General features: G+C 61.5%; 27 protein-coding genes and 1 tRNA gene. 18 read left to right on the forward strand and 10 right to left on the reverse strand.

Going from position 1 to position 25,385, the window contains the following annotated elements; translation table 11 throughout:
• The first annotated feature begins 98 nt into the window (after positions 1–98).
• The 13 genes from BMX27_RS09950 (at position 99) to BMX27_RS10010 (ending at position 11,994) form a co-directional block, all read left to right on the forward strand.
• Positions 99–1,115 (forward strand): DNA-directed RNA polymerase subunit alpha, encoded by a 1,017-nt coding sequence (locus BMX27_RS09950; RefSeq protein WP_056039029.1) that lies wholly within the window; start codon positions 99–101, stop codon positions 1,113–1,115.
• A 135-nt stretch (positions 1,116–1,250) separates the two neighbouring features.
• A complete protein-coding gene (rplQ, locus tag BMX27_RS09955) occupies positions 1,251–1,670 on the forward strand; it encodes a 50S ribosomal protein L17 (RefSeq protein ID WP_090159697.1) in 420 nt (139 codons plus the stop codon).
• A 150-nt stretch (positions 1,671–1,820) separates the two neighbouring features.
• The gene (locus tag BMX27_RS09960) at positions 1,821–2,432 is read left to right on the forward strand and encodes an autoinducer binding domain-containing protein (protein WP_090159698.1); all 612 of its coding nucleotides are present in this window, start codon (positions 1,821–1,823) and stop codon (positions 2,430–2,432) included.
• A 71-nt stretch (positions 2,433–2,503) separates the two neighbouring features.
• Positions 2,504–3,094: an acyl-homoserine-lactone synthase gene (locus BMX27_RS09965; protein ID WP_090159699.1), complete on the forward strand. Its 591-nt coding sequence runs from the start codon at positions 2,504–2,506 to the stop codon at positions 3,092–3,094.
• A 39-nt stretch (positions 3,095–3,133) separates the two neighbouring features.
• Positions 3,134–4,453, forward strand: coding sequence for a replication-associated recombination protein A (locus tag BMX27_RS09970; RefSeq protein WP_090159995.1), 1,320 nt, complete (start codon positions 3,134–3,136; stop codon positions 4,451–4,453).
• Positions 4,454–4,484: 31 nt separating this feature from the next.
• Positions 4,485–4,859, forward strand: a complete 375-nt coding sequence (crcB, locus tag BMX27_RS09975) for a fluoride efflux transporter CrcB (RefSeq protein WP_090159700.1) — start codon at positions 4,485–4,487, stop codon at positions 4,857–4,859.
• Positions 4,856–5,908: an RluA family pseudouridine synthase gene (locus tag BMX27_RS09980; RefSeq protein ID WP_090159701.1), complete on the forward strand. Its 1,053-nt coding sequence runs from the start codon at positions 4,856–4,858 to the stop codon at positions 5,906–5,908. The genes crcB and BMX27_RS09980 overlap by 4 nt, the downstream gene beginning before the upstream one ends.
• Positions 5,908–6,582 (forward strand): HAD-IA family hydrolase, encoded by a 675-nt coding sequence (locus BMX27_RS09985; RefSeq protein WP_090159702.1) that lies wholly within the window; start codon positions 5,908–5,910, stop codon positions 6,580–6,582. Before BMX27_RS09980 ends, BMX27_RS09985 begins: the two co-directional genes overlap by 1 nt.
• The gene (locus BMX27_RS09990) at positions 6,579–7,292 is read left to right on the forward strand and encodes an ATP12 family chaperone protein (RefSeq protein ID WP_090159703.1); all 714 of its coding nucleotides are present in this window, start codon (positions 6,579–6,581) and stop codon (positions 7,290–7,292) included. Before BMX27_RS09985 ends, BMX27_RS09990 begins: the two co-directional genes overlap by 4 nt.
• Positions 7,293–7,496: 204 nt before the next feature.
• A complete protein-coding gene (locus BMX27_RS09995) occupies positions 7,497–8,516 on the forward strand; it encodes an amino acid ABC transporter substrate-binding protein (protein ID WP_090159704.1) in 1,020 nt (339 codons plus the stop codon).
• A 141-nt stretch (positions 8,517–8,657) separates the two neighbouring features.
• On the forward strand, positions 8,658–9,872 hold the full coding sequence (locus BMX27_RS10000; RefSeq protein WP_090159705.1) for an amino acid ABC transporter permease: 1,215 nt from the start codon (positions 8,658–8,660) through the stop codon (positions 9,870–9,872).
• A 1-nt stretch (position 9,873) separates the two neighbouring features.
• Positions 9,874–11,190, forward strand: coding sequence for an amino acid ABC transporter permease (locus BMX27_RS10005; protein ID WP_090159706.1), 1,317 nt, complete (start codon positions 9,874–9,876; stop codon positions 11,188–11,190).
• 12 nt (positions 11,191–11,202) lie between these two features.
• Positions 11,203–11,994 carry an amino acid ABC transporter ATP-binding protein gene (locus tag BMX27_RS10010; RefSeq protein WP_090159707.1) on the forward strand — a complete coding sequence of 264 codons (792 nt, stop codon included), beginning with the start codon at positions 11,203–11,205 and terminating at the stop codon, positions 11,992–11,994.
• An 87-nt stretch (positions 11,995–12,081) separates the two neighbouring features.
• On the opposite strand, the gene BMX27_RS10015 is transcribed toward BMX27_RS10010, so the two are convergent.
• The 7 genes from BMX27_RS10015 to ttcA all read right to left on the reverse strand — a co-directional run bounded on the left by BMX27_RS10015 (position 12,082) and on the right by ttcA (position 19,583).
• Positions 12,082–12,570: a SixA phosphatase family protein gene (locus BMX27_RS10015; protein WP_090159708.1), complete on the reverse strand. Its 489-nt coding sequence runs from the start codon at positions 12,568–12,570 to the stop codon at positions 12,082–12,084.
• Entirely contained in the window at positions 12,567–13,466 is a 900-nt protein-coding gene (gene argB, locus BMX27_RS10020; protein WP_090159709.1) for an acetylglutamate kinase, read from the reverse strand. The genes BMX27_RS10015 and argB overlap by 4 nt, the downstream gene beginning before the upstream one ends.
• A gap of 65 nt (positions 13,467–13,531) precedes the next feature.
• Positions 13,532–15,349 carry a c-type cytochrome gene (locus BMX27_RS10025; protein ID WP_090159710.1) on the reverse strand — a complete coding sequence of 606 codons (1,818 nt, stop codon included), beginning with the start codon at positions 15,347–15,349 and terminating at the stop codon, positions 13,532–13,534.
• Between the two features lie 74 nt (positions 15,350–15,423).
• Positions 15,424–16,068 carry a ribosome biogenesis GTP-binding protein YihA/YsxC gene (gene yihA / locus BMX27_RS10030; RefSeq protein ID WP_090159711.1) on the reverse strand — a complete coding sequence of 215 codons (645 nt, stop codon included), beginning with the start codon at positions 16,066–16,068 and terminating at the stop codon, positions 15,424–15,426.
• Entirely contained in the window at positions 16,068–16,826 is a 759-nt protein-coding gene (locus BMX27_RS10035; protein WP_256212466.1) for an MOSC domain-containing protein, read from the reverse strand. Before BMX27_RS10035 ends, yihA begins: the two co-directional genes overlap by 1 nt.
• On the reverse strand, positions 16,827–18,677 hold the full coding sequence (yidC, locus tag BMX27_RS10040; RefSeq protein WP_090159712.1) for a membrane protein insertase YidC: 1,851 nt from the start codon (positions 18,675–18,677) through the stop codon (positions 16,827–16,829).
• A gap of 63 nt (positions 18,678–18,740) precedes the next feature.
• Positions 18,741–19,583, reverse strand: coding sequence for a tRNA 2-thiocytidine(32) synthetase TtcA (gene ttcA / locus BMX27_RS10045; RefSeq protein WP_090159713.1), 843 nt, complete (start codon positions 19,581–19,583; stop codon positions 18,741–18,743).
• 99 nt (positions 19,584–19,682) lie between these two features.
• Between ttcA and BMX27_RS10050 the strand changes: the two genes are divergently transcribed.
• Complete coding sequence (locus tag BMX27_RS10050; RefSeq protein WP_090159714.1) at positions 19,683–20,222, forward strand: DUF3833 domain-containing protein; 540 nt, start codon at positions 19,683–19,685, stop codon at positions 20,220–20,222.
• Here BMX27_RS10050 and yidD read toward each other — a convergent pair.
• Genes yidD through rpmH form a run of 3 tightly spaced genes read right to left on the reverse strand, consistent with a single transcriptional unit; the run spans position 20,219 to position 20,978 of the window.
• Positions 20,219–20,440: a membrane protein insertion efficiency factor YidD gene (gene yidD / locus BMX27_RS10055; RefSeq protein ID WP_090159715.1), complete on the reverse strand. Its 222-nt coding sequence runs from the start codon at positions 20,438–20,440 to the stop codon at positions 20,219–20,221. The two genes, BMX27_RS10050 and yidD, sit on opposite strands and share 4 nt — an antisense overlap.
• On the reverse strand, positions 20,437–20,832 hold the full coding sequence (gene rnpA, locus BMX27_RS10060) for a ribonuclease P protein component (RefSeq protein ID WP_090159716.1): 396 nt from the start codon (positions 20,830–20,832) through the stop codon (positions 20,437–20,439). The genes yidD and rnpA overlap by 4 nt, the downstream gene beginning before the upstream one ends.
• Before the next feature lie 11 nt (positions 20,833–20,843).
• On the reverse strand, positions 20,844–20,978 hold the full coding sequence (gene rpmH / locus BMX27_RS10065) for a 50S ribosomal protein L34 (protein ID WP_056038884.1): 135 nt from the start codon (positions 20,976–20,978) through the stop codon (positions 20,844–20,846).
• A gap of 281 nt (positions 20,979–21,259) precedes the next feature.
• Here rpmH and BMX27_RS10070 point away from each other — a divergent pair, with 281 nt between their 5' ends.
• From BMX27_RS10070 to BMX27_RS10085, 4 genes are all read left to right on the forward strand, one after another.
• Positions 21,260–22,012: a TVP38/TMEM64 family protein gene (locus tag BMX27_RS10070; protein ID WP_090159717.1), complete on the forward strand. Its 753-nt coding sequence runs from the start codon at positions 21,260–21,262 to the stop codon at positions 22,010–22,012.
• Position 22,013: 1 nt separating this feature from the next.
• Positions 22,014–23,435, forward strand: coding sequence for a dihydrolipoyl dehydrogenase family protein (locus BMX27_RS10075; RefSeq protein WP_090159718.1), 1,422 nt, complete (start codon positions 22,014–22,016; stop codon positions 23,433–23,435).
• A gap of 16 nt (positions 23,436–23,451) precedes the next feature.
• Positions 23,452–24,852, forward strand: coding sequence for a sensor histidine kinase (locus BMX27_RS10080; RefSeq protein WP_090159719.1), 1,401 nt, complete (start codon positions 23,452–23,454; stop codon positions 24,850–24,852).
• Between the two features lie 58 nt (positions 24,853–24,910).
• Positions 24,911–24,987, forward strand: a tRNA-Arg gene (locus BMX27_RS10085).
• Positions 24,988–25,385: the final 398 nt, after the last annotated feature.

A 25,385-nucleotide genomic window follows, 5' to 3' on the forward strand; every position in this document is an offset into this window, starting at 1 on the left:
GTGATGGGGCCGTGCATCCGCACGGCCCCGTTGCGCCGTTTTGAAACCTCGAGCGTCGGACCTTTTGGACATAGGGTCGGGCAAGGATGGAGGGACATATGATCCACAAGAACTGGGCCGAATTGATTAAACCGTCGCAACTGGACGTCAAGCCGGGCAACGACCCCGCACGCCAGGCGACCGTGACCGCCGAACCGCTGGAACGCGGCTTTGGTCTGACGTTGGGCAACGCGCTGCGCCGCGTTCTGATGTCGTCGCTGCAAGGCGCTGCCATCACCGCCGTCCAGATCGACAACGTCCTGCACGAATTTTCGTCCGTGGCCGGTGTGCGTGAAGACGTGACCGACATCGTTCTGAACCTCAAGGGCGTCGCGATCCGCATGGACGTCGAAGGCCCCAAGCGTCTGAGCGTTCAGGCCAAGGGTCCGGGCATCGTGACGGCCGGCGATATCTCGGAAACGGCCGGGATCGAGATCCTGAACAAGGATCACGTGATCTGTCACCTGGATGACGGCGCCGATCTGTACATGGAACTGACCGTCAACACCGGTAAGGGCTATGTCGCCGCCGACAAGAACAAGCCCGAGGATGCGCCAATCGGCATGATCGCCATCGATGCGATCTATTCCCCGGTCAAAAAGGTCAGTTATGACGTGCAGCCCACCCGTGAGGGCCAAGTGCTGGACTATGACAAACTGACGATGAAAATCGAAACAGATGGTTCGCTGACCCCCGACGATGCAGTGGCCTATGCCGCGCGTATCCTTCAGGATCAGTTGCAGGTCTTCGTCAACTTTGATGAGCCGGAATCCGCATCCGCCGGTGGCGATGACGATGGTCTGGAATTCAACCCGCTGCTGCTGAAGAAGGTCGACGAACTGGAACTGTCTGTCCGTTCGGCAAATTGCCTCAAGAACGACAACATCGTCTATATCGGCGATCTGATCCAGAAAACCGAAGCCGAAATGCTGCGCACGCCGAACTTTGGCCGCAAGTCCCTGAACGAGATCAAGGAAGTGCTGTCCGGCATGGGTCTGCACCTTGGCATGGACGTCGAGGACTGGCCGCCAGACAACATCGAAGACCTGGCCAAGAAGTTCGAAGACCAGTTCTAAGAGCTACGCGCCCTGGTCACGATCGGGGCGCGACAATGCCCGCAATGGCGGGGAAGATCCGGGCATGGTGCCCCAATAACGGAGCTACGCGTCATCGCATCGCGGGCCCATCATAAAACGTAATGGAGACTTAACATGCGTCACGCACGTGGATACCGCCGCCTGAACCGCACCCATGAACACCGCAAGGCGCTGTTCGCGAACATGGCTGGCTCGCTCATCGAACATGAGCAGATCAAGACAACCCTGCCCAAGGCCAAAGAACTCAAGCGCGTCATCGACAAGCTGATCACGCTGGGCAAGCGCGGCGACCTGCACGCCCGCCGCATGGCCAATGCGCAACTGAAGCAGGAAATGCACACAGCGAAACTGTTCGAAATCCTGGGGCCACGCTACCAGGACCGTCAGGGCGGCTACTGCCGCGTTCTGAAGGCCGGTTTCCGTTATGGCGACATGGCCCCGATGGCGATCATCGAACTGGTCGACCGCGACCGTGATGCCAAGGGCGCATCGGACAAGGCACGTCTGGCCGAAGAAGATTCCGCCGAAAGCTAAGCTGACGGCAGTTCGTCAAAGAGGCCCGGTCGCAAGATCGGGCCTTTTTTGTGTTTAAGGGTCAAAAATTCGCCACGCGGCGAAAATATCTATTAGAAACAATTTTATAAAACCGCAGCATACTGTCGGTGACCCAATATAGATCAGGCCATGACCGTCCAATCCGAAATCGAACGCCACACGCGCGAACTGGTAAAAATGGCCCCGTCGGGGCTGTTCTATGCGCTGCATTTTCGGTTCGCGCTGCCCCTGATGCACTATCACAGCTATCCGCGCGACTGGACCGACCGCTATACCGAACGGGCCTATGCGCTGCGCGATCCGGTCATTCTATGGGGGTTTGGGAATTCCGGTACCGCCCGGTGGTCGGATATCCAGCTACCTGATCCGGAGAACATCATAGGGCAGGCTCGCGAATTCGGCATGAACTACGGATTTGTCGTGGCAACGGGGTCAATCAAGTCTAGGACCATTGCGTCCGCCGCCCGCGCAGATCGCGAATTCACGCAGAGCGAAATCACCCAGTTCGCCAAGACGATCGAGACGATGCATCGTCTGGTTGAACCACCCGGTTCGCTGTCCGCCGCACAGATCGAGGCGCTGGCGCTGATCGCGGGTGGGGATCGCCATGCCGCCGCTGCTGCAAAGCTGGGCATTTCAGAAAGCGCTCTCAAGGCGCGACTTGCTGCCGCACGTACCAATCTGAAAGCAAGAACAACGGTTGAGGCGATCCAGAGGGCCCGCAACTACAAGTTGCTCTAAACACTTTTTTAAGCATGACTCCGAAACGATGACCAGCCGTCGTCGCCATTTCATTCATCGGAGAAACAATCATGCAAGCAACCACGCTATCCTTTGCGAATCTGCACAATCATGGCGAGCTTTTCGCCAACATCCTGCGCGCACGGCGCGAATCATTCATCGTGCGAAACAACTGGAAACTGCCCGAGAGCATGGGCATGGAATTCGACCAGTATGATACACCTGCGTCACGTTGGCTCGCGGTTCATGATGTCGATGGGCGGGTGCTGGCGGGCGTGCGTCTGACACCGACAACCGCGCAATGCGGTGTCTATTCCTACATGATCCGCGATGCGCAAAACGGGCTGTTGTCGTCGATCCCCGATGACCTGTTGTTTGGCGCGGCACCTGTCGACAGCGGTACGTGGGAGGTCACGCGCGGCTTCATCGTTCATGACCTGCCCGCAGCCCAGCGTCAGCGGGTCCGCATCCGGCTGGTGAACCAGATGCTGCGCACCGCCCGCACCGAAGGGATCGGCCGCATGATCGCGCTGTTGCCGTCGAACTGGGGTCGTTGGGCCGGGCGCTGCCATCTGACGATGGAACCCGCAGGGCGCAACATGAACATGGGCGGGATCGACTATCAGGCCGTCTGGATCGGATTTGCCCGCCAGATGCACTGACGCTTTGCCAAGTTGCCGGGCAAGGCCTATCTGTCGCAGATGGCTGATTTGTTCGACTCTGACCCTCCTCCCGCGAAACCTGCCGGTCCGCGCCCCCTTGCGGATCGGCTGCGGCCGCGCGCCTTGTCGCAGGTGATCGGGCAGCAGCAGGTGCTGGGACCGGATGCACCGCTGGGCGCGATGCTGGCGTCTGGCAGTTTGTCGTCACTGGTGTTCTGGGGGCCGCCGGGCGTCGGCAAGACGACGATTGCGCGGCTGCTGGCGAATGAATCCGACCTGCATTTTGTTCAGATTAGTGCAATTTTCACCGGCGTGCCAGACCTGCGCAAGGTGTTCGAGGCGGCCAAGATCAGGCGCGCGAACGGGCAGGGCACGCTGTTGTTCGTGGACGAGATCCACCGGTTCAACAAGGCGCAGCAGGACGGATTTCTGCCGTATATGGAGGATGGCACTATCCTGTTGGTCGGTGCCACGACGGAAAATCCCAGTTTCGAACTGAACGCCGCGCTTTTGTCGCGGTCGCAGGTGCTGATCCTGACGCGGCTGAACGAGGATGACCTCGAACTGCTGGCCCAGCGGGCCGAGGCGGAACTGGGTCGTGGGCTGCCGCTGGATGCGCCGGCGCGTGCGGCGCTTATCAACATGGCAGACGGTGACGGGCGGTCGCTGCTGAACCTGATCGAACAGATCGCGGGCTGGAAAACGGACAAACCGCTGGGCGTCGATACCCTGACCAGCCGCTTGATGAAGCGGGCGGCGAAATACGACAAATCCGGCGACGAGCATTACAACCTGATTTCGGCCTTGCACAAATCCGTGCGGGGATCGGACCCTGATGCAGCACTGTACTGGCTGGCCCGGATGCTGACCGGCGGCGAGGACCCGCGATACCTGGCGCGGCGTATCGTGCGGATGGCGGTCGAGGATATCGGACTGGCCGATCCGCAGGCACAACACATCTGCCTGCAAGCCTGGGAAACCTATGAACGGCTGGGCAGTCCAGAGGGCGAATTGGCGCTGGGGCAGGCGGTGACCTATCTGGCGCTCGCGCCGAAATCCAACGCGGGCTACGTCGCGTTCAAGGCCGCCATGGTGGCCGCGAAAAAGACCGGATCCGAACCGCCGCCGGCCCATATCCTGAACGCACCGACCACGCTGATGAAAGAGCAGGGGTTCGGCGCGGGCTATGCTTATGACCACGACGCAGAGGACGGGTTTTCCGGTCAGGACTATTTCCCCGAAGGCATGAAGCGCGGCATCTACTATCTGCCCGTCGATCGCGGGTTCGAGCGTGATCTGAAAAAGCGGCTGGATTTCTTTGCCGGGTTGCGGGCCAAGCGCAAGGCCCGTCAGAATTGACTTCTACCGCGTCAGGGGCCAGAGAGCGCGGATGATTTTGACAGGCATCTCTGTGGCATTGGGCGGCGCGATTGGCGCGACCCTGCGGTGGCTGACCGGGCTGTGGGCGCTGCGCGTCATGGGGCCGGGATTCCCGTGGGCCACGTTGTGCGTCAACGTGGTCGGGTCGTTCCTGATGGGGGTGCTGGTCGTGGTGCTGGCGGAACGGTCCGGCAATCGGTTCGCACCGTTGCTGATGACCGGGGTGCTGGGTGGGTTCACCACGTTTTCCGCGTTTTCACTGGACGCGATCCGCCTGATCGAGACGGGCCAGCTGGGGCTGGCGGGATTATATGTGGGGGCCAGCGTGGGCGTGGCCCTGTTGGCGCTGTTCGCGGGCCTGATCGTGACAAGGATGATGATATGAGTGGTGTACAAACACGCACAATCGGTGACGACGATGGCGATCAGCGGGTGGACCGCTATCTGCGGCGGCTGTTCCCGCACCTGACGCAGGGGCGCATCGAAAAGATGTGCCGTAAGGGCGACGTGCGCGTCGACGGCGGCCGGGTGAAATCCAATACCCGGCTGGAGGTGGGGCAAACGATCCGCATCCCGCCGCTGCCGACCGAGGAACAGGTCGCCGCCGAACGATCCTTGCTGAAACAGGGTGTGACCAAGGCGGATGCCGCGCTGATCCAGTCCTGCGTGATCTACCGCGACGATCATATCATCGCGATCAACAAACCGGCGGGGCTGGCGACGCAGGGCGGATCGAAAACCACGCGGCACGTGGACGGTATGGCCGAGGCGCTGACCTTTGGTTACGATGAAAAGCCGCGTCTGGTGCACCGGCTGGACCGCGACACCAGCGGCGTGCTGCTGCTGGCGCGCACGCGCATGATGGCCAAGGCGCTGACAGAGAACCTCAAGCATCACGCGACGCGCAAGATCTACTGGGCCGCTGTTGCCGGCACACCGCATCCGCGCGCGGGCACGATCAAATACGGTCTGGTCAAGGCGGGCGGTCACGGCCATCACGGCGAGGGTGAAAAGATGCACTGCATCCACCCGCGCGAGGTCGACACGACCGAAGGTGCAAAACGCGCGACGACGGATTACGCCGTGCTGGATACCTTGGGTGGTCGCGCGTCCTGGGTGGCGCTGGTCCCGATCACGGGGCGCACGCACCAGCTGCGCGCCCATATGGCCGAGATGGGGCATCCGATCATCGGTGACGGCAAATACGGCGGGTCGAGCCAAGAAAACCTGGGCGATGGTTGGGGCGCTGGCATGGGCGGCGACATCAGCCGCAAGATGCACCTGCACGCCCGGTCGCTGACGATCGAACATCCCGAAACCGGTGCCATTCTGCATCTGACAGCACCCATGCCCGACCACATGAAACGCACCTGGGACTTTGTGGGCTGGGTCGAGGCGCATGCGCCCGTCGATCCGTTCAACATGCCTGACTGATGGACCTGCGGCTGGTCATATTCGACGTGGACGGCACGCTGGTGAACAGCCGCGCCGCCATCGTTCATGCCATGCGGGCAGGCTTTGCTGCCGTGGGGCGCGATTATCCGGGAGACGCCGCCTGCCTGCGCGGCGTCGGCCTGTCGGTCGACGTGATGTTTCGCGCACTCGTGCCCGATGCACCGGACACAGAACTGGTCGCACTGCGCAGTGCCTATCAGCAGGCCTATTACGATCACCGCGCCTCACTCGGGAGTGAGGCGATGGCACCATTCTACGACGGTGCCCGCGACGCGTTGGACCGGTTCCGCGCGCAGGACACGCTCTTGATGGCGGCGGCGACAGGGAAATCGCTGCGCGGCATGCAGGCGATGATCGCGGATCACGGGCTGGTGGGCTATTTCCAAAGCGTGCAGACTGCTGACCATCATCCGTCCAAGCCGCATCCGTCCATGATCCATCAGGTGCTGTCGGATACCGGTGTCGAGCCTGCACGCGCGGTCATGGTGGGCGATACCAGTTTCGACATGCAGATGGGACGGGCGGCAGGCGTCGCGACCATCGGTGTCAGCTGGGGCTATCATCCGCCAGAGGCACTGGACGCCGACCGGATCATCACCGATTTCGCGCAGCTCGACGCGGCTGTCGATGCGCTGACAGGAGGACACCCATGAGTGACTGGGCACCGAAACGATTCTGGACCATGGCCGAGGTCGTGACCCGTGACGGCGGATTCGCCGTCGATCTGGACGGTCGCCCCGTCAAGACGCCTTACAAGACACCTCTGGTGATGCCGACCCGCGCCCTGGCAGAGGCGGTGGCGTCCGAATGGCAGGCCCAGGTCGAGCTGATCGACCCCCAGACCATGCCCGTGACCCGTGCCGCAAATTCCGCGATAGACAAGGTGATGCCGCAACGTGCCGAGGTCGCCGCGATGCTGGCGGTCTATGCCGAAACCGATCTGCTATGCTACCGCGCGACCGCCCCAGAGGCGCTGATCGCGCAGCAGGATGCGGCGTGGAACCCCTGGCTTTCCTGGGCGGCGCAGGCATTGGATGCCCCCCTGCATGTGACGGCGGGGATCATGCCGATCGAGCAGCCCGCTGAATCGTTGCAGCGCCTGCACGACCGGGTCGCCGCATTTGATGCCTGGGAGCTGACAGGATTCCATGACCTGGTGCAGCTGTCGGGATCGCTTGTTCTGGCGCTGGCGGTGGCTGCGGGCAAGTTGACCCCTGATGAGGCCTGGACCCTGAGCCGGATTGACGAGGATTTCCAGATCAGCCAGTGGGGCGATGACGAAGAGGCCACCCATGTGGCCGAGATCAAAGCGCAGGCGTTTTCCGACGGTGCCCGATTCATGGTCATGGCCCGGTCCGTTTAGCAGTCAATCCCGCCCATTTGGGCAGCAGATGTCGAATGAATGGGCATTTGACACGCTGTCTTGTGCAACATGCCCTTGACCTTTCGGCGGCTTATCGCCCAGTTTGTATGCAGGTGAAGGATCAACCTTCTTACCGCTAACGTCCGTCTGGACGAAATAATTGGCTGCCCCCGATGTGGGGCGGGAACTCAGGAAGAGGTATACATGAAAAAGACGATTTTTCTCGGAACGCTGACCGTTGCCGGTCTGTGTGCTGCCGCTGCAAGTGCGGCAACACTTGACGACGTCAAGGCACGCGGCAATCTGAACTGTGGTGTGACGACTGGTCTGACCGGTTTCGCAGCACCCGACGCAAACGGCGTCTGGGAAGGTTTCGACGTCGACGTGTGCCGTGCCGTCGCTGCCGCGATCTTTGGCGATGAGAACGCTGTCGAATTCGTCCCGACAACCGGCGAAACCCGTTTCACCGCACTGTCGTCCGGCGAAATCGACCTGTTGGCGCGTAACACCACGTGGACCATGTCCCGTGACACCGACCTGAAGTTCGATTTCATCGGCGTGAACTACTACGACGGTCAGGGCTTCATGGTCCCGCGCGAGCTGGGTGTGACCTCTGCCAAGGAACTGGACGGTGCCACCGTGTGCATCCAGACCGGCACCACGACCGAGCTGAACCTGGCCGACTACTTCCGCGCCAACAACATCAGCTATGAGCCGGTTCCGATCCAGACCAACGCCGAAGCACAGCAGCAGTATCTGGCTGGTGCATGTGACGTCTATACGACGGACGCATCCGGCCTTGCCGCAACCCGTGCGACGTTCGAGGCACCCGCAGACCACGTGCTGCTGCCCGAAATCATCTCCAAGGAACCGCTGGGCCCGCTGGTCCGTCACGGTGACAACGAGTGGGGCGATCTGACGATGTGGGTGCTGAACGCACTGATCGCGGCCGAAGAGCTGGGCATCACCTCTGCAAACATCGCTGACATGTCTGCTGCACCGACCAACAACCCTGAAGTGAACCGTATCCTGGGCACCGAAGGCGAGCTGGGCACGATGATCGGCCTCGAAGCTGACTGGGCCAAGAACGCGATCATGGCCGGCGGCAACTACGGCGAGATCTTTGAGCGCAACATCGGTGAGAACACCCCGATCGGTCTGGCGCGTGGTCTGAACGCACAGTGGACCGACGGCGGCCTGCTGTACGCACCTCCGTTCCGCTAAAACGTTAGGCAAAGGCCCGGCAAATTGCCGGGCCTTTCGCCACAGCGACCCAAAAACAAAAAAATGCAGAACTGACCGTGGTGCGCTGGTCTAAACCCGTGCACCTATTTGATCGTTAGCACTGCAACCGGGAGACACCCTATGTCATCGATGTCGGAAAACCCGCCGCGCAACAGTTTCCACCTGAGCCAACTTATCTACGACACACGTTACAGGTCCATGACGATTCAGGTCGTGACACTGGGTCTGGTGTGCGTCGGAATCTGGTGGCTGGTGGACAACCTGCTGGCCAACCTCACGGATCTGGGCATCGAGCCGAGTTTCAGCTTTTTGAGCAGCCGTGCCGGATACGACATCGGGATGACGCTGATTCCCTATTCCTCGGCCAGTTCGCATCTGGATGCGGCCTATGTCGGTATTCTGAACACATTGCTTGTGGCCGCGCTCGGGATTGTGCTCGCGACCGTGCTTGGCGTGATCGCAGGGGTCCTGCGCCTGTCGAAAAACTGGCTGGTCAGCCGTCTGATGGCTGTCTACGTCGAGGCATTCCGCAACGTACCGCTGCTGCTGTGGATCGTGCTGATCTACGCGGTGATGAGCGAATCAACCCCGCAGCCGCGCGATTTCCGCGAAGGTGGCGGCGCTTCGATGATCTGGGACGCTATCGCGATCACCAATCGCGGCGTCTATGTTCCCGGGCCGGTCTGGGGGGCGAATTCCGGTATTCTGGTGGCCATCTTTGCCGCGTCCCTGGTTGGTGCCTTTGTCTATCGCCGCTGGGCCAAGAAACTGTTGTTCGACACAGGGCGCCTGTTGCCACTGGTCTGGCCCGCGATCCTGATCGCGATCGTGCCTTCCATCCTGTTTTATTTCATCCTGGGCCGTCCGGTGACGCTGGATTACCCCGCGCTGGGTGGCTTCAATTTCAGTGGCGGATTGCAGATCAGCACGCCGCTGGTCGCACTGTGGCTGGCGTTGGCGCTGTATACGGGCGCGTTCATCACCGAAATCGTCCGGGCCGGTATCCTGGCCGTGTCCAAGGGGCAGTCCGAGGCATCCGAGGCGCTGGGCATGCGTGCCAACCGCACCATGAGCCTGGTGATACTGCCTCAGGCGATGCGGGTCATCATCCCGCCGCTGACGTCGCAATATCTGAACCTGACCAAGAACTCTTCGCTGGCGATTGCCGTGGGTTACCCGGATGTGCGGGCCACGCTGGGTGGCATCACGCTGAACCAGACGGGCCGCGCGCTGGAATGCATGTTGCTGCTGGGCCTGTTCTACCTCGCGCTGTCGCTGATCATCTCTTTCGTGATGAACATCATCAACAATTCCATGAAGCTGGAGGAGCGTTAAGATGAGCGATACCGACGCACACGTCACGAACGCCTATTTCCGCGAAACCATGATCGCTCAGCAACCGCCACCCGCGACGGAAACCGGGGCGATCAAGTGGTTGCGCGAAAACCTGTTTCCCACGTGGCTGAACGCCATCGGGACCGTGGTTTCGCTGTATGTGATCTATTTCATCCTCAGCCATGTTGCGCCCTGGTTCCTGAACGGGATCTGGAACGCGTCGTCGTTGTCGGAATGCCGCGAAATCCGCGACGCAACGCTGGGGCCGGATGCCTCTGCTGCCTGTTTCGCCGTGATCAGCGACCGCTGGCAGCAGCTGTTGTTCGGATTCTATCCGTCCGAGGCCTATTGGCGGCCCGTTGTGGCGCTGGTGATCCTGCTGGCCGGTCTGGCACCGGTGCTGTTCGGGTCGATCCCGCGCCGGTTCATGGCATTTTCGCTGGCGTCGCCGTTCATCATCTTTTTCCTGCTGTGGGGCGGGTCCATCTGGCTGCCGATCATGGCTGCGGTCGGTTTCGTCATCGGGTTCTATGTCGCGCGGGCGCTGGCATCGGTAAATCAGATCGTCGCTGTTCTGGGAGCGATCATCGTGCCGATCCTCTATTGGTTCGTCGTGATGATGCCGCTGGTGAACATCCTGCAAGGTATTCTGCCCATCGGCATCATGGCCATCGAATCCAAGCAATTCGGCGGCTTCATGTTGTCCATCGTCATAGGTGTGGCTGCCATCGTGCTGTCGCTGCCTTTGGGGATCATCCTCGCACTGGGCCGCGCGTCCGATCTGTTCATCGTGAACAAGCTGTCGGTCGGTTTCATCGAGGTCATCCGCGGTGTGCCGCTGATCGTCTGGCTGTTCACCGCATCGCTGCTGCTGAACTATTTCCTGCCGCCGGGCACCACGTTTGACCTGACACTGCGCGTCATCATCATGGTGACACTGTTTTCGGCGGCCTATATCGCCGAGGTCGTGCGCGGTGGTCTGGCCGCCGTGCCCAAGGGCCAGTACGAAGGCGCGGACAGCCTTGGTCTGGATTACTGGCAGTCGATGCGTCTGATCGTGCTGCCGCAAGCGCTGAAAATCTCGATCCCTGGAATCGTGAACACCTTTATCGGGTTGTTCAAGGATACCACGCTGGTCGTGTTCATCGGCCTGCTGGACCCGCTGGGTCTGACCAATTCGATCCGCGCCAGCACCGACTGGAACGGGATCTATTGGGAACTCTATGTCTTTATCGGTCTGCTGTTCTTTGTCGCCTGCTACGCGATGGGCCGATATTCCATGTACCTGGAGCGCAAGCTTCAGCGTGAAAACCGCTAAGGGAGGCCAGACATGTCTGAAGCCGTTCAGGACCGCACCATCAACCGCAGCCAGATGAAGGTCAGCGACGAGGTTGCGATCGAAATCAGCAACATGAACAAGTGGTACGGCACGTTTCACGTGCTGCGCGACATCAACCTGACCGTGCAACGTGGCGAGCGTATCGTCATCTGCGGCCCGTCGGGGTCCGGCAAATCGACGCTGATCCGCTGCATCAACCGTCTGGAAGAACACCAGAAGGGCAGCATCATCGTCGACGGCACGGAACTGTCTTCCGACCTGAAAAATATCGACAAGATCCGGTCAGAGGTCGGCATGTGCTTTCAGCACTTCAACCTGTTCCCGCATCTGACGATCCTGGAGAACTGCACGCTTGCCCCGATCTGGGTGCGCAAGACGCCCAAGAAAGAGGCCGAAGCCACGGCGATGCATTTCTTGGAAAAGGTCAAGATTCCGGATCAGGCGCACAAATATCCCGGCCAGCTGTCCGGTGGTCAGCAGCAGCGCGTCGCCATCGCGCGGTCGCTGTGCATGAAACCGCGGATCATGTTGTTCGACGAACCGACCTCGGCGCTGGACCCCGAGATGATCAAGGAAGTGCTTGATACCATGATCGAGCTGGCGGAAGAGGGCATGACCATGCTGTGCGTGACGCACGAAATGGGATTTGCGCAGGCCGTCGCCAACCGGGTCATTTTCATGGACCAAGGTCAGATCGTCGAACAGAACGAGCCTAAGGAATTCTTTAACAACCCGCAGTCGGACCGGACTAAGCTGTTCCTGAGCCAGATCCTGGGCCACTAGGGTCGGTTTTGCCGTTGGCAAAACCGATGCCTCCGGCGGGGATATTTTCGACCAGAAGAAGTGAGGGTCGCACTAGGGGTGCGGCCCTTATGCGTTCAGGGAACGTGGGGTCACGAAGGCGGTGCAGATGCCCGTGGTGATGCTGGACCAATCCGGCACATCAAAGGTCAGAACTGTGGTTGCGGATGTCGGATAGCTGTCAAAACGCGGGTCAGTCGGGGGCTGGCGGGCGAGTCTTGTGGCTAGATCACCAATCCCGGGGTTATGGGCGATGACGGCTATGCTCGCGGCCGTCTGTTTCGCAATGTGCCGCAGCAGCACGTCGCTGGACGCAAGATAAAGCGCATCCACCAGCTTCAGTGTGCCGGGCAAATCGAGCGCTGTTGCCGTTTCACGTGTGCGCTGTGCCGATGAGCACAGGATGACGTCGGGGGCGTGCCCCTGAGCGCGCAGCCATGCGCCCATCGCGGCGGCGTCGGTGCGCCCGCGGTCCGTCAGGGTACGGTCGTAGTCGTCCAGCGCGTCGTCGTCCCAGCCAGATTTCCCGTGCCGGATCAGGATCAGCTTGTGCGTCACGTGGCGTTGCCGCGGGTTTTGACACGCGATTCAGAGCTGCGGATGATCGAACCCGCGCCATGTTCGGTGAACAGTTCCAAGAGTGATGCATTGGGGAGGCGTCCGTCCAGGATCACGACGGCGCGCACGCCATCCTCGATCGCCTTGAGCGCGGTTTCGGTTTTCGGGATCATGCCGCCCGCGATCACGCCGTCCTGCGTCATCTGGCGGACCTGTTCGGGCGACAGTTGGGTGACAACCTTGCCATCCGCATCCTTGACCCCTGACACATCGGTCAGCAACAGCAGGCGGTCCGCCTGAAGTGCCCCGGCAATCGCGCCAGCGGCCGTGTCGCCGTTCACGTTGAAGGTTTCCAAGCTGTTCATGCCGGTGGCGACGGGGGCCACGACGGGGATTATGCCCGCACCATAAAGGTCGCGCAGCACCTGCACGTTCATTTCGACAGGGCGGCCCACAAACCCCAGTTCGGGATCGTCGGCCTCTGCGACCATGAGGTCGTCGTCCTTGCCCGAGAGGCCGACAGCGCGGCCTCCTTCGTCCATGATCGCCTGCACGATGCGTTTGTTGACAAGGCCGGTCAGCACCATTTCGACCACTTCGACCGTGGCCTGATCGGTGACGCGTTTGCCGCGGATAAATTCGGATTTGATGCCCAGCTTGTCCAGCATCTGGTTGATCATCGGGCCGCCGCCGTGAACCACGACCGGGTTCATGCCCACCTGTTTCATCAAAACGATATCGCGGGCAAAGCTGGCCATTGCATCCGCATCGCCCATGGCGTTGCCGCCGAATTTGACGACGACCACAGCACCTGCGTAGCGCTGCAGGAATGGCACTGCCTCAGACAGTGTCCGTGCCGTGCTGATCCAGTCCCGGTCCATATTCTGCGCCCTCATCGCCTGTGCTCCCGTTCGAAACTTGGCAGACGGTAGACGAGGGCGCGTGCGGCCTCAAGCGGGGATCACTTGGGCAGCGGGTCCTGCGCGGCAAACCAGGCAGCAACGTCATGGCGTTCCTGCACGTTCATGTCGCGGGCGATGCCGTGCATGGGGCTGAGACTGTAAAGACCCGTATTCGCGTCGGACCCGAGAGCCTGCAGGCGGTTTTCGATATATCGACCGGCTTGTCCGTGCAGGCGCCCCACGATCGGCAGATCTTCCGTGGGTTCGGCACCGTGGCAGGACAGGCAGGCGGGGATATTTTTGTCCGCGATGCCGTTCTGCGCGATCAATTGGCCGTTGGTGATTTCGGCAGCGGTCGCGAAGGGGTCGGACGGTGCAGGTGATGGCTGCGCGACGGCGTTGCCAAAGTATTGGGCAAGGTCGGTCTTGTCCTGATCCGACAAGCGCCCGGCCACCATCGACATCGTTTCGTTGTCGCGTTCGCGCGCATGAAAGGCGCGCAGTTGCTGGGCAAGGTACGTGGCGGTCTGGATCGTCAGGTTCGGAAATTCGCCCGAATCCACGCCCACGCCGGATTCGGTGTGACATTCGGCGCAGACCTGTCCCACGATCGTTTCGGCATTCGCCAGATCGGCGGTGGCCATGGTCAGGGCTGGTGCCGTTTCACCCGCCGGCTGTGCTGCGAAGTAGGCGGCGAGGTTGGCGCGGTCCTCGGGCGTCAGCGCCTGGCTGATGTGGCCCATCGGCTGCCACGCGCCGTCACCATACCAGGTGCCTGTGGCGAATTGGTCCAGCTTGTTGCGCAGGTAGGCCTCTGATTGGCCGGAAATGCCGGGGACGACCATGTTGGCCTGTGCTGCGATGTTCTGGTGGCACGTATAGCAGGCCGGGATGACGACGTCCGGCTTGCCCATCAGCGCGATCTGTTCACCGGCGGCGAGATCGGCGGCAGAGGCCTGATCCTGCGGCGACGGCACATCGGGCAGGCTGTCATAATAGGCGGCGAGGCCGTCGATCTGGTCGTTCGTCAGGCTGGCGGCGACGGTCATCATGATGCCAGAGGGCCGGGCACCGGATGCGTATTCGCGCAGCGCCTTGGCCAGATAGTCGGCCGATTGAACGGTCAGGTTCGGGGCAAGGCCCAGCGTCGGGCTGCCGCTGCCGTCGGCACCGTGGCAGGACGTGCAGGTTGCGATGATATCGTTGTTGCTGGCGTATTCGTGCCAGCCTGTGCCCGGGGCCGCGTAGAGGTATTCGTCGATCGGGTAGGCTTGGGGACCGCGATCCATCGGGCCAAGTGCGACCGGTGCCTCGAACGGCAACGCGGGCGCACCTTCGGGCATGGTGCGGGTGGTGCCGGCGATATATTCCTCTGCAGTCATGTTGGGCAGATTGCGGATGAACGCCACGACAGACCAGATTTCGTCAAAATTGCTGTCGGCAGGCCAGGACGGCATGGCCGAGAATTTCACCCCGTTACGCAGGATCACATAGAGCTGTTCGTCAGAGAACTGGTCGACGACGGCGGGCAGGTGCTGCGGGCGCGGGCGTTGTGACAGGGCGATTGGCGATTGTCCCAGTTCCGGGCCACCGTGGCAGCTGGAACAGACGTTGTTGTAGTGCTGCATGCCAAGGGCGATGCGTTCCGGGGACATCAGGTCATCGGGGGCGGTGAACTGTTCGGCAGTGCGTGCGGTGGACCGTTTGAACACAAAGTGCAGAAGCTGCGTCGTCACCTGCATGTGCGGGGTGCGGGCAGATATGGGCATCAAGCCGAGGCTGATGGCCGCGACCCCCAAAATCCCCACCACGACGCCTGCGGCGGCAACCACGGCAAAGAACTTTTTCCAAAAAGCGCGCGTAAACTGATCAAACATGACAAAGGCTCCTGACCCAACACGTCTGAGTTAGGCCACGATCGCACCGTGTCGCGTAAAAACCGGATTTTATTTCAGATGGTCGCGATGATGGCGCGCAGCACGTCGATTCCATCACCCTTGTCAGAACTGGTCAAAATCAGTTCCGGGTAGGCGGCAGGGTGTTTGGCGAGCGCCGCGCGGGTCTTGGCCAATGATTCTTCCAGTGCCGCACCTCGGACCTTGTCGATCTTGGTCATCACGACCTGGAATGTCACCGCGGATCGGTCCAACAGCGTCATGATTTCCTCGTCCACGGCCTTGGCCCCGTGCCGTGCGTCGATCAGCACAAAGACCCGGCGCAGGGTCGGACGGCCCGAGAGGTATTGTTTCAGCAGGGCCTGCCATTTTGCGACGACGGCGACAGGCGCATTGGCGAAACCGTAGCCGGGGAGGTCGACCACATAGAGGTCACCAGCCGTGAAAAAGTTGATTTCCTGCGTGCGGCCCGGCGTATTGGATGCACGGGCAAGCCCCTTGCGGCCCGTCAGCGCGTTGATGAGGGACGATTTGCCCACGTTCGACCGCCCGGCAAAGCAAACCTCGAGCCGGTCGGCCTCTGGCAGGCCGTCCATGGCGACGACGCCTTTGACGAATTCGGTTTCGCCGGCGAACAGCAGACGGCCCTTTTCCAGGGCTGCGTCGTCGGGGCGTTCTGCCTCGGGGAAGGGTAGTTGCATCAGATCACCTCTGCCGTGTCGCCAAGTGCGATTGTGCCGCCTTGGGCGACGGTGGCGTAAACGCCAAAATCCGTATGACCGAACCTATCGCGCAATACTGCGACAGTATCCAGATCACGCTGGCCCGTCACGGGGTTTGCACGGGTATGCGCGCAACGTTCGATCGGGTCGCCGATGTCGAGGACGACGTCACCGATCCGCAGGCTGCGGCCATACCAGTTGAATTCGTCCCATGCGGCAAAACCGTCCAGCCAGACGTTGCCACGCCAGCGGGTCTGTTCCAGCGCACCGCCGCATGCGTCAGCGACGGCGGCATGGCTGGCGGTCGACATCAGCGAGAGGCTGGGGAAATCGCTGTCGGTCATGCCGCGGTCGCCTGCGCTGACGATGCTCTGCGGCTGCGGGCCGTCACCGGTCAACGGCGCGACCCATTCGAGGAACCGCGCGATATCGTCGGAAGCGTCGGGGCGGAACGTCAGGTCGCCCAGATCGACGTGCGACAGGGTCACGGTCGCTGTCGCCGTGTCGAGACGCGCACACAGTCCGGCAAGCCCCGGCGTGATCGCCCCGATCATGAAGTTGCGGCAAACGTCCCAGCCGTCACGGTCGCGGCTGCGGTCGTGGGTCACGGCCCAGCGGCGGTCCCAGGGCATCGTCTGCCCCTTGGTCAATGTCACGCCGTCCAGCGCCTCGCGGCCATGGCTTTTGATGGGGTGACGCCACAGGGCGGCGACGCTCCCCATCCGTTGCGGTGCCATCTACTTGGCCTTGTCCTTGTTGGATTTGGCCTTGGGGGCCTTGTTCGTGTTGGCGGGCACCGCTGCCTTGGCGTCTTTGCGACGCTGGAACGATTCCTTGATGTTGCCGAACACGTCAGGCTTGGCCCCGTGGCTGCGCATGATGATGTACTGCTGCACGAATGTGATCGTGTTGTTGGTGATCCAGTACAGCACCAGACCCGATGCAAAGTTGCCGAGCATGAACATGAACACCCAGGGCATCCAGGCAAAGATCATCTTTTGCGTGGGGTCGGTGGGGGTCGGGTTCAGTTTCTGCTGCAACCACATTGAGATACCCAGCAGGATCGGCAGGATACCGAGGCTGAGCAGTGCAAAGATCGAAGCCGGATCCGGCACGCCCCAGGGCAGCAGGCCGAACAGGTTCAGGATCGACGATGGGTCAGGCGCGGACAGGTCGTTGATCCAGCCGACCCAAGGGGCGTGGCGCAGTTCGATGGTGACAAAGATCACCTTGTACAGCGAAAAGAAGATCGGGATCTGCAACAGGATCGGCAAACAACCCGCGGCGGGGTTCACCTTGTTGTCCTTGTACAGTTTCATCATGCCCTGCTGAAGCTGCTGGCGGTCGTCGCCGGCCTTTTCCTTCAGCTTTTCCATTTCGGGCTGCAGTTCTTTCATCTTGGCCATGCTGACGTAGGATTTGTAGGCCAGCGGCAGCACGATCAGTTTCAGCACAAAGGTCAGGCCGATGATCGACCAACCCATGTTGCCGATCACGATGTTGATGTGGTGCAGAACCCAGAAAATCGGCTTGGTCAGGAAAAAGAACCAGCCCCAGTCGATGCTGTCGACAAAGTTCAGCACGCCAGCACGTTCATAGTCGCGGATGGCCTCCCATTCCTTGGCCCCCGCGAACAATTGGGTGGTGACGGTGGCCGACGCGCCTGCGGCCACGTTGACGGGCATCTGCACCGCCTCGGCCTGATAGATGTCGCGGCTAGGGAAGTATTTAGACGTGGACCGGAACGGCGTGCCGTCCTGTGGGATCAGCGTCGTCATCCAGTAGTGGCCGGTGTAGCCGATCCAGCCGCTGCCCGTGACGTCCAGCCGTTCGGCGTTGGTGCCTTCGGCGGGGTCGACGTTGTAATCCTCGATATTGCCGTATTTCGTTTCTTCCAGCTCGCCGTCGGTCATGCGGACCAGACCTTCGTGCAGGATAAAGAAATTTTCGACGTCGGACGGAATACCGTACTGGCGGATCAGGCCATAGGGACGGATCGCGATTTCGGCAGTGCCGGTGTTTTCGACGGATTGGGTCACGTCGAACATGAACTTGTCATCGACCGCGATTTCGGTGCGGAAAATCTGTCCTGCACCGTTGTCCCAGGCCAGTGTGACGGGGCTGTCGGGGGTCAATGTCTCGCCGCTTTCCAACGACCACAGCGTGTCGGGGCCGGGTACGTTGGCGGCGTCAACACCGGTCACAGCCGCCCAGCCAAAGCTGGCGAAATAGGCGTCGGGCGTGCCTGCGGGGGACAGCAGCGTGACCTCGGGCGATTCAGGATCAACCTCTTCGCGGTAGCGGACCAGTTTGATGTCGTCGATGCGACCACCCAGCAAGGAGATGGAGCCATCCATTTCAGGTGTTGCGATCGGCACGCGCGGCGCGTCGGCGCTGGCGTCGGTGGGGGCCGTCACACCGCTGTCGGTCAGCGCGGCGTTGGGCACCGTCGCCTCTTCCATCTGGGCGGTCACATCCTCGAGCGCGGCGGGCGATTGCGCGGGTGGCGGGAACAGCAGGAACCAGACGAGGATAACCCCAAAGCTGAGGGCTGTCGCCAAGATCAGATTCTTGTTTTGGTCGTCCATGAACCGGGCCTATCCATCGCTGATTTAGAATCCGGTTGGTTCAACCCCCCAAGGCCCCAAAGGTCAAGGGGTTTCAGGGTCTTTGTGATCGCGCGCCAGTCCCGTGAAGTCGAAAAGAGCAGGGTCCAGCAGGTGACTGGGACGAGTATTCATCAGCGCGCTGAACATTTTGCCGCGCCGGCCGGGGGCGTTTGCCTCCCAACCGTCCAGCAGCTGTTTGACCTGCTGGCGCTGCAAACCGTCCTGCGACCCGCACAGATCGCAGGGAATGATCGGATAGTTCATGGCGCGGGCGAATTTGTCGCAATCCGCTTCGGCCACATGGGCGAGGGGGCGATAGACGAACAGATCGCCTTCGTCATTCAGCAGCTTGGGCGGCATGGTCGCCAGCTTGCCGCCGTGAAACAGGTTCATGAAGAACGTTTCCAGAATGTCGTCGCGGTGATGGCCCAGCACGATGGCGCTGCAGCCTTCTTCGCGCGCGACACGGTAGAGGTTGGCGCGACGCAGGCGCGAACACATGGTGCACAGGGTGCGGCCCTGCGGTGTTTTTTCCATCACGATGGAATAGGTGTCGCGGTATTCGATACGGTGCGGGACGCCCATTTTTTCCAGAAACTCAGGCAGGACTGTCGCGGGAAAACCCGGTTGCCCCTGATCCAGATTGCAGGCCAGCAGATCCACCGGCAGCAGGCCGCGCCATTTGAGTTCGTGCAGCACGGCAAGCAGGGTATAGCTGTCCTTGCCGCCCGACAGGCACACCAGCCAGCGTGCGCCGGGTTCGATCATGCCGTAGCGGTCGATCGCCTCGCGGGTGTCGCGCACCAGCCGCTTGCGCAGCTTGCGAAACTCGGTCGTGTCGGGTGCGCCGTAAAACAGCGGGTGGATTTCTGGATCATCTAGCATGGGCTGCATCTACTGCGATCAGCGCACAAGACCAAGTGAAATTGCGCTGGGCACGCGATGCTGTGGCGCTACCTGCGTTACATAACAGGAGGGCATCCCATGCGATTTTTCACGGTAGCGATTTTTGCGGTCTTGGCGGCCTGCACGGGCAAGCCGTCGTTCGATGACGAAACCCTTGGCGGGCCGAAATTGAACCTCGAGGAATTTTTCGACGGCGAACTGGTGGCCTACGGTCAGTTTCAGGACGTGCTGGGTACGGTACGCCGCAGCTTTGTGGTGGATATCACAGGTGAATGGGACGGTGAGGTGCTGACCCTGACCGAGGATTTCGTCTATGAGGACGGCAGTACCGAACAGCGGATCTGGTCGCTGACGAAAACCGGGCCGGACAGCTGGGTCGGCACCGCGCCCGGCGTGATCGGGCAGGCCGTGGGGCAGGAACAGGACAACCGGTTCAACTGGCGCTACGAGATTGACCTCCCGATCCCTGCGGCGGATGGCACATCAGAGACGTTGCGCGTGACCTTTGACGACTGGATGTGGTTGCTGACGGACAAGCGGCTGTTCAACCGCGCCTATGTCAAACGCTACGGGTTCGATATCGGTGATGTCAGCATTTCGTTCGAGAAACCGGATTAATCCGGCACGTTGTCGATACCGCTGCCGCCCCAGGGGTGGCAGCGCGCGATACGGCGGATGGTCAGCCAACCGCCCTTGATGGCACCATGTCGTTCAAGCGCCTCGAGCGCATAGGCCGAACAGGTGGGGTGATAGCGACAGCCGTGGCCGACCCAGGGTGACAGCAACAAGCGGTAGGCGCGCACCGGCAGCGCCAGCAATCGCGCGCCAGGCGTCATCCGTGGACCTTGCGCAGGGCGCGGATCAGGTCGGATTGCAACTGGGTGAAGGGCAGAGCCGCTGTCTGTTCTGCGCGGCCGACCAGAACGTAGTCCCAGCCGGGGCGGGCGTGTTCCGGCAAGGTCAGGCGGGCCACCTCGCGCAGGCGGCGCTTGGCTCGATTGCGCGCCACGGCATTGCCGACCTTTTTCGAACAGGTGAAACCGACGCGCACGGTGTCATCGCCGTCGTCGCGGTTGCGCCCCTGCAGATGGATGCCCGGTGTGCCCTGACGGCGTGCGTGGCTCGCGGCAATGAAATCACGCCGCTTTTTCAGGACCGGCAAACGCGACAAGGCCGCCGGAGCAACCCTGTCGGGTGCCTCCGGCGGCCTGTTGTTGACGTCGCTCAAAACCTGTGCGCTTACGCGCTCAGCTTCGACCGGCCCTTGGCGCGGCGTGCGTTGATGATGTTGCGACCTGCCTTGGTCGCCATCCGTGCGCGAAAACCGTGACGGTTCTTGCGGACCCGGTTGCTGGGCTGGAATGTGCGCTTCATGGCAAAACTCCGGTTCGGGGGCCGATCCACGGATGGATGCAAGGCCCGTATCAATTCAGACCCGTCCTTTAGGCGGTGCCATACATGCTGTCAACGCAAACAAGCCCGGAATGCGCTGAAACATTTTCGAAATGCGACGCGTGACAAATGTTACAATTCGGCCGCAGCTGCACGGTATCGCGTCAAATCGGTCAACCCCTTGTGAGAAGCCTGTCACCGGTGCGACATTCTGCCAACTGTGGGTCACAACCGTCACCTGCGCCAAAATAGAAAGAGTGCCCATGTCGCCCAGTTCCCGAGATTCGGCCAACCCCATCCTGCGGCGATTGCCGCTGATCGGTATCGCAATTGCAGCTCTGCTGGGCTTTTGGCTGCTGCGCGACTACCTCAGTTTTGATGCGTTGCGCCAGAATCGCGAGACGCTGATCGCGTTTCGGGACGCGAATTACCTGCTGTGCGTGCTGGGGTTCATCGCGGCCTATGCGGCGATCGTGGCGTTCAGTCTGCCGGGGGCGACGATTGCCACCCTGACGGGCGGGTTCCTGTTCGCCAGTTTTCCGCAGGCCTTTCCCGTGCTGCCGGGGGCCATTTACAACGTCACCGGGGCGACGCTGGGCGCGGTTGCGCTGTTTCTGGCAGCGCGCTGGGGGTTGGGCGACACGCTGGCCCGCAAGATGGACACCGGCGAAGGTGTGGTGAAACGGATCAAGGACGGGATAGACGAAAACCAGTGGTCGATGCTGTTCCTGATTCGCCTGGTGCCCGCGGTGCCGTTTTTCGTGGCGAACCTTGTGCCGGCGCTGGTCGGCGTGCCGCTGTTCCGGTTCGCGGTGTCCACGTTTTTCGGGATCATGCCGGGGGCGGTTGTCTATACCTCGGTTGGTGCTGGGCTGAGCCAAGTCTTTGACAGGGGTGAGACACCCGACCTGGGCATTATCTTCGAACCGGCGATCCTGTTGCCGATCCTGGGTCTGTGTCTGCTGGCCGCCCTGCCCATCGTACTCAAGGCCGTGCGCGGCAAGAAAGGGGTCTGACATGACCAAACGCATCAAGACGGATCTTTGTGTGATCGGTGCTGGTTCTGCCGGGCTGTCGGTTGCGGCCGGGGCCGCACAGATGGGGGCCGATGTCGTCCTGATCGAGGGGCACAAGATGGGCGGTGATTGCCTGAATTACGGCTGCATCCCGTCCAAGGCGCTGATCGCCAGCGCAAAGCACGCCCATGCGGGCATCAACAACCAGCCCTACGGCGTGGCCGATGTCTGGCCTGCGGTGGACTATGCCGCCGCCAAGGACCACGTCCAACGCGTCGTGGACACCATCGCGCCCGTGGACAGTCAGGAGCGGTTCGAGGGGCTGGGCTGCACCGTGATCCGCGAAAATGCCCGTTTCATCTCGGACACAGAGGTGCAGGCGGGTGACACGATCATCACGGCCCGGCGCTTTGTCGTGGCGACGGGGTCGGGGCCGCTTGTCCCGCCAATCGACGGGCTGGACGGCGTGACGGTCCACACCAACGAGACGATTTTCGATCTGCGCGAACGGCCCGATCACCTGCTGGTCATCGGCGGTGGTCCCATCGGCATGGAAATGGCGCAGGCGCATCGGCGGCTGGGATGCAAGGTAACCGTGATCGAAGGCGCCAAGGCCATGGGCAAGGATGACCCCGAACTGGCGGCCGTGGTGCTGGACAATCTGCGTGCCGAGGGTGTCGAGATCATCGAGGACGCCAAGGCCGAACGTGTCAGCGGCGATGAGGGCCAGATCACCGTGCATACCTCGCAGGGTGATTTCACCGGCTCGCATCTGTTGATGGCGGTTGGTCGCAAGGTCAACGTCGACCGGCTAGACCTGGAAAAAGGGCGGGTGAAATACGACCGTGGCGGGCTCAAGGTGGATGCCAACCTGCGCAGTGTTACGAACAAGCGGGTCTATGCCGCCGGTGACGTGGCGGGTGGTCTGCAATTCACCCATGTTGCGGGTTATCACGGCGGCCAGTTGGTCCGTTCGCTGATGTTCGGCCTGCCCGCCAAGGCGCGGACCGATCATATCCCCTGGGTCACCTATACCGACCCCGAACTGGCCCAGGTCGGCCTGACCGAGGCGCAGGCGCGCAAGAAACACGGGGCCGCGCTGACCGTGGTGCGCAGCGAATTCGAACACAACGACCGCGCCAATACGGAACTGAAAACCAAGGGCCTGATTAAGGTCATGGTGGTCAAGGGCAAACCGGTCGGCGCATCCATCGCGGGACATATGGCCGGAGAGCTGATCGCCATGTGGTCCATGGCCATCGCCAACGGACTCAAGATGACGGCGATTTCCAATACCGTTTTGCCCTATCCCACCTATAACGAGATTAACAAACGGGCGGCGGGCGCCTATTTCACACCCAAGCTGTTCGAAAGCGATACGGTGAAAATGGTGGTCGGTCTGGTCCAGCGCTGGCTACCCTGACCTTTCAGGAGGGGCGATGCTGAACACACTCTCAGGACGTTTCCTGATCCTGACCGTCATCTTTGTGATGCTGGCCGAAGTGTTCATATTCGTGCCCTCTGTCGCGCGGTTCCGCGAGGATTACCTGCTGGACCGGCTGGAACGGGCGCAGATCGCGTCACTCGCCGTGGAGGCGGGGCCGATGATCTCGCCCGATCTGGAATCGGAACTGCTGAAGAACGCGGGCGTCTTCAACGTCGTGCTGCGGCGTGATGATGCACGGCAGTTGGCGCTGTCATCACCGATTCCGTCACCGATCTCGGCCACCTATGACATGCGCGATCCCTCGGCCTCGACGCTGATCCGCGATGCGATGGCGACCTTGCTGGATACCCAGCCGCGGATCATCCGCGTGATCGGTGACCCGGTCCAGGGGGCAGGGCGCCTGATCGAGGTGACGATGATGCAGGTACCGCTGCGCACGGCGATGCTGGAATACGGGTTGAACGTGCTGCTGCTGTCGGCGGTGATTTCTGTCATCACCGCGTTTTTGCTGTTTTTGGCGGTGCGCGTGCTGCTGGTGCGCCCGATCAAGGGTGTCGTCGATCACATGACCGCCTATGCCGCCGCACCAGAGGACGCGCGCCGCATCATCGCACCCAGCGCGGGGGTACGCGAATTGCGTGACGCCGAGGTGGCGCTTCAGGCGATGCAGACCCAGTTGACCGGCGCGCTCAAGCAAAAGGACCGGCTTGCGCAACTGGGGGGCGCTGTGGCCAAGGTCAGCCACGACCTGCGCAACATCCTGACGGCTGCGCAGCTGTTCACCGACCGGATTGAGGGATCCGACGACCCGCTGGTCAAGCGGATGGCGCCCAAGCTGGTCGGATCGATCAGCCGTGCCGTCCACCTGTGCGAAAGCACCCTGGCATTCGGTCGCGCGGACGAGCCTGCACCGCGCCTTGATCATGTGAACCTGTCGCGGATCGTGGCGGATGTAATCGAGGGCGAACGTCTGGCTGCTGGCGATGATCCCGTGTCCTTTGCCGAAGACATCCCGGCCACGATGATGCTGCGCGCCGACGAGGAACAGATGCACCGGGTGCTGACCAACCTTGTGCGTAACGCGCGGCAGGCCATCGCCGCGACGCACCGCGCTGGCGAAATCGCAGTGACGGCTGCCGAGGATGACACATCATGGTGCATTCGCGTGGCCGACACAGGGCCGGGCCTTCCCACCAAGGCGCGCGAACACCTGTTCCAGCCGTTTCAGGGCGGCGCGCGCAAGGGGGGGATCGGGCTGGGGCTGGTGATCGCCGGCGATCTGGTGCGTGGCCACGGCGGCCGCCTGACACTGGCGCAGACCAACGAAAACGGCACCGTGTTCGAGATCAAACTGCCCAAGGCGGATTTTGCACTTTCCCCAACGAACGACTGAATTTTCCGGTTTGGGGGCTTGCATCGGTCCGATGCTGAGTCTAAATGCAGCCCTACGCGGATTGGTAGCTCAGTTGGATAGAGTACTTGACTACGAATCAAGGGGTCGGGGGTTCGAATCCTCCCCAGTCCGCCATTTTCACCCAGTATTTTGAAGCATAAGTCGTCTGATGTCAGTGGCTCAGGCTACCGTCCGGTTGTCTTGCTGTTGGTGATCTGTGACCGATTTCCGGCATGTGCCGCTATCAGTGGGAGTCAGAGACGTGGGATGTCATCCAATCTTGCCTGACCTGCCAAGGTGGTTTCCCCGTTTGGAATGAGCTTCCGACCCAAGGAGGTGATAGACCTTGAAGCGGATGCGGTACGGCGAAGATGAGACCGGCGGCATTTTGACCGCGCATCGCGCTGACGCGAAGTGTGCTGACCTGTGCCGCAGGCACAGTATGTCAGGCGGCACCTGTGATGCGTAGAAGCCAACGTCTGGCGCGATGCATCGACGGCGCATGGATCTATCCCACCACATCGACAGCACCC

Source organism: Loktanella sp. DSM 29012, from assembly GCF_900110705.1.
GTDB classification, from domain to species: Bacteria; Pseudomonadota; Alphaproteobacteria; order Rhodobacterales; family Rhodobacteraceae; genus Loktanella; species Loktanella gaetbuli.

Bases quoted from the DNA above. Each gene is read 5' to 3' on its own strand.
- rpmH (WP_056038884.1), bottom strand. From the start codon at position 20,978: ATGAAGCGCACATTCCAGCCCAGCAACCGGGTCCGCAAGAACCGTCAC.
- BMX27_RS10080 (WP_090159719.1), top strand. From the start codon at position 23,452: ATGCTGAACACACTCTCAGGACGTTTCCTGATCCTGACCGTCATCTTT.
- ttcA (WP_090159713.1), bottom strand. From the start codon at position 19,583: ATGCTAGATGATCCAGAAATCCACCCGCTGTTTTACGGCGCACCCGAC.
- BMX27_RS10010 (WP_090159707.1), top strand. From the start codon at position 11,203: ATGTCTGAAGCCGTTCAGGACCGCACCATCAACCGCAGCCAGATGAAG.
- BMX27_RS10070 (WP_090159717.1), top strand. From the start codon at position 21,260: ATGTCGCCCAGTTCCCGAGATTCGGCCAACCCCATCCTGCGGCGATTG.
- BMX27_RS09995 (WP_090159704.1), top strand. From the start codon at position 7,497: ATGAAAAAGACGATTTTTCTCGGAACGCTGACCGTTGCCGGTCTGTGT.
- yidC (WP_090159712.1), bottom strand. From the start codon at position 18,677: ATGGACGACCAAAACAAGAATCTGATCTTGGCGACAGCCCTCAGCTTT.
- yidD (WP_090159715.1), bottom strand. From the start codon at position 20,440: ATGACGCCTGGCGCGCGATTGCTGGCGCTGCCGGTGCGCGCCTACCGC.
- BMX27_RS09970 (WP_090159995.1), top strand. From the start codon at position 3,134: ATGGCTGATTTGTTCGACTCTGACCCTCCTCCCGCGAAACCTGCCGGT.
- BMX27_RS09985 (WP_090159702.1), top strand. From the start codon at position 5,908: ATGGACCTGCGGCTGGTCATATTCGACGTGGACGGCACGCTGGTGAAC.
- rplQ (WP_090159697.1), top strand. From the start codon at position 1,251: ATGCGTCACGCACGTGGATACCGCCGCCTGAACCGCACCCATGAACAC.
- BMX27_RS09965 (WP_090159699.1), top strand. From the start codon at position 2,504: ATGCAAGCAACCACGCTATCCTTTGCGAATCTGCACAATCATGGCGAG.
- BMX27_RS09960 (WP_090159698.1), top strand. From the start codon at position 1,821: ATGACCGTCCAATCCGAAATCGAACGCCACACGCGCGAACTGGTAAAA.
- BMX27_RS10075 (WP_090159718.1), top strand. From the start codon at position 22,014: ATGACCAAACGCATCAAGACGGATCTTTGTGTGATCGGTGCTGGTTCT.
- BMX27_RS09950 (WP_056039029.1), top strand. From the start codon at position 99: ATGATCCACAAGAACTGGGCCGAATTGATTAAACCGTCGCAACTGGAC.
- crcB (WP_090159700.1), top strand. From the start codon at position 4,485: ATGATTTTGACAGGCATCTCTGTGGCATTGGGCGGCGCGATTGGCGCG.
- BMX27_RS09990 (WP_090159703.1), top strand. From the start codon at position 6,579: ATGAGTGACTGGGCACCGAAACGATTCTGGACCATGGCCGAGGTCGTG.
- BMX27_RS09980 (WP_090159701.1), top strand. From the start codon at position 4,856: ATGAGTGGTGTACAAACACGCACAATCGGTGACGACGATGGCGATCAG.
- BMX27_RS10035 (WP_256212466.1), bottom strand. From the start codon at position 16,826: ATGGCACCGCAACGGATGGGGAGCGTCGCCGCCCTGTGGCGTCACCCC.
- BMX27_RS10000 (WP_090159705.1), top strand. From the start codon at position 8,658: ATGTCATCGATGTCGGAAAACCCGCCGCGCAACAGTTTCCACCTGAGC.
- yihA (WP_090159711.1), bottom strand. From the start codon at position 16,068: ATGCAACTACCCTTCCCCGAGGCAGAACGCCCCGACGACGCAGCCCTG.
- argB (WP_090159709.1), bottom strand. From the start codon at position 13,466: ATGAGGGCGCAGAATATGGACCGGGACTGGATCAGCACGGCACGGACA.
- BMX27_RS10050 (WP_090159714.1), top strand. From the start codon at position 19,683: ATGCGATTTTTCACGGTAGCGATTTTTGCGGTCTTGGCGGCCTGCACG.
- BMX27_RS10025 (WP_090159710.1), bottom strand. From the start codon at position 15,349: ATGTTTGATCAGTTTACGCGCGCTTTTTGGAAAAAGTTCTTTGCCGTG.
- BMX27_RS10005 (WP_090159706.1), top strand. From the start codon at position 9,874: ATGAGCGATACCGACGCACACGTCACGAACGCCTATTTCCGCGAAACC.